The following is a 2917-nucleotide window of genomic DNA, read 5'->3' on the forward strand; positions in this document are numbered from 1 at the left end:
CCGCGCCCCCCCCGCCCCCCGCCCGGGGGGGGGCCGCGGGGGCGGGGGGCGGGGGGGGGGGGGGGGGGGGGGGGGGGGGGGCGGGGCGGCGCCCCCTCGCCGCCGTGCCCCGCGCCCGCCTCGACGCCCCGGTCCTGCACGACCAGCTCGGCGTCTCCGTCCTCGGCACGGGCCCGGTCGCCGCCCTCGTCCACGCCGCCGCCCGCGCCTCCGGCCTGCCGACCTCCACCACCGCCGGCTACCCGGTCGTGATCCGCGTCGGCACCGCCGAACGCGTCCCGGACAGCCGCTTCGTGGTCGACTACCTCCTGGACGACGAGCAGCCGAACGACGCCAACGAGCTGTGGGTCCCCTCCGAGGCGACCCGCGCCGCCCTCGAACGCCAGGGCGGCCCGACCGTCCGCGTGCTCCCGCTGCCCGTCCCGGAAGCCGACCCCGTCGAGCCCGAGGACCACGACGGGGTGATCTTCGGCGCGCTCGCCGACCACGCCGTCGACCGCGCGGGCAACGTGCTGGGCGCGGTCTCCGCGTTCCTCTCCGCCTTCCCCGACCGCAACGACGTCACGCTGCGCATCGAGGTCACCCACGCGCACGACCACCCCGAGGCCGCCGAACGGCTCCGCCTCGCCACCGCCGCCGACCCCCGCATCCAGCTCGTAGACACCCTGGGCGCCGTGGACTGCCTGGTCCACCTGCACCGGGGCGGCGCGTGCGACCGGATCGCGCACACCCTCGCCACGCACGCCGCGCGGGCCACGCCGATCCTGACCTCCGACCACGGCGCGGTCGCCGAGCTGTTCGACAAGTCCGCGGTGATCTTCGTGCCGTGCCGCCAGGGCGTCGAGCCGGACGTCCAGGCCGCCGCCAAGCTCCTGCGCGCCCTCGCCGACGACCTGCCCACGGCCTTCGCGATCGGCGTCAAGGGCCGCGAACACGTCCGCGCCACGCGTGACGTCGCCAAGGTCGGCGAGATCCTCCGCGAACGCGTCGAGCACGCCTACCGCGGCTGGCGCGCCCGCCGGGCCAAGCCCGCGCCGACCACCGACCCGCTGAAGGCGCTCGTCGCCGCGAAGCACGCCCTGCTGCGCCAACCCGACGTCGGCACGGCCAGCCGCACGCCGATGGCCCCGCAGCTGCGCAAGATGGTCCTGCGCGTGCTCGACCACTACGACAACCACATGCGCGACGTGCTGACCTCCCTGGTCGACGGGGTGGAGCGCTCGGTCGCCGAGGTCGTCCGCCGCCAGGACGACCTCTCCACCGGCGTCGGCCTCGGCGAGCTGGAGGTGCTGCGCGCCGAGCTGGAACAGCACGCCGAGCACCAGGGCCACCTCGCCGACCAGCTCGTCGGCGTGGACGACGGCGTGGTCCGGGTCCGCGCGGACATGGCGGGCCAGGGGCGACGGCTGCGCGAGATCGAGGACGCGGTGGTCGCCGAGGCCGCCAAGCGCGCCAAGCAGGGCGACGCCCTCGCCCAGCGCATCGACAAGCTCGCCGTCGCGCTCGAACGCACCCTCGACCGGATCGACTCGCTGGAGTCCAAGGTCGTGGACGTGCTGCGGGACCGCGACACCAAGCTCGACCGCGGCCTGCGCGCGGCCGACCAGGCCCAGCAGACCGCCGACGCGCTGCGCCGCGTCGTGGTCCGCGAGCACGAGCGGCACAACGAGGCCGTGCCGCGCAGCTCGCTCGTCCTCACGGACGTCGGCCTGCTCCGCCTGCCGTCGGACGACGCGTTCATGCTCCCGATGCTGTCCAGCAACGGGGTGTGGGAGACCGAGGTGTCCGAGCTGATCGACTCCGTGGTCGAGCCGGACGGGATCTTCCTCGACGTCGGCGCGTACGTCGGGTACCAGACCGTGCGCATGCTCAGCCGGTTCGGCACCGGCGGCGCGGTGGTCGCGGTCGAGCCGTGCCCCTCGGCGCGGGCGTTGCTGCGGCACAACGTCGACGTGAACCTGCCCGAACGGGTGGCGCAGCAGCTCGTCCTGGTGGACGCGGCGGCGTGGGAGAGCACCGGCGAGCTGGCCGTCCAGCCGGCGCTGACCGGAGGGGTGTCGGTGGCGCCGCTGCCGGACGACGCCGGCGAGGACACGGCGCGCGTGCGGGCGACCAGGCTCGACAAGGAGCTGGAGGCCGTGCCGTCGTTGCAGGGCCGCAAGCTGTCCGTCGTTCGGGTGGACGCGCCGGGTCGTGGTCACCGCGCGTTGGCCGGACTGGTGCGCCTGCTGCGCCGGGATCGCCCGCACGTGTTCCTCGAGTTCTCCGCCTCCGCGACGGAGGGTTTCGGCGACGATCCGGTCACGGTCCTCAAGGAGTTCCGGATCTGGGGCTACGACCTGGTGCCGGTGGCGACCCGCGAACCCGCCGGGCCGGAGCAGATCGTGGCCGCGATGGAGGGCATGCGGACGATCTCGCTGTGGCTGCGGCCACGCCCGGTGGCGGCCAAGGGAGCCGGCCCGCAGGTCGCGGTGCCCGTCCGCACCGCTCCCGCAGCCCGCTGACCAGGCGATTTGACACCGGCGAAGGTCATGAGTAACTTTTACCGAGTCGCCAGCAAGAACCTCGGAACGAGCGGTTGACACCGCGAATCGGGCCGGGTAGACTTCTGCGGCGTCAAGCTCCCAGGAACGAATAAGCAGCACAGCGTGCTGCCTCCGACCTGGAAACAGCACAAAATGAATGCAAAGCGAGTTCTTCGCGGAGCCGAGAAGCCGAAACCGGCCGATTTGACACCGCGAAAACGAACGAGCTAAGCTTCAACCAGAGCGAAACACAAAGCCCCGGAATGAACCGCGGTAAGACGCGGGACAAGATGGTGAGCGCGTGTTCTTTGAGAACTCAACAGCGTGCCGAATAGCCAGTAAATTGTATGAACCTCGTCAAGAGGTTTCCTTTGAGATTGTTACTGGACAGC

1 protein-coding gene is annotated in these 2917 nt (G+C 72.6%); it reads left to right on the forward strand.

Annotated elements, in window-relative coordinates:
• The first annotated feature begins 104 nt into the window (after window positions 1-104).
• Window positions 105-2504 carry an FkbM family methyltransferase gene (locus tag ACFXGA_RS05330; protein WP_378084582.1) on the forward strand — a complete coding sequence of 800 codons (2400 nt, stop codon included), beginning with the start codon at window positions 105-107 and terminating at the stop codon, window positions 2502-2504.
• Window positions 2505-2917: the final 413 nt, after the last annotated feature.

Source organism: Actinosynnema sp. NPDC059335 (assembly GCF_042752395.1).
Lineage (GTDB): Bacteria > Actinomycetota > Actinomycetes > Mycobacteriales > Pseudonocardiaceae > Actinosynnema.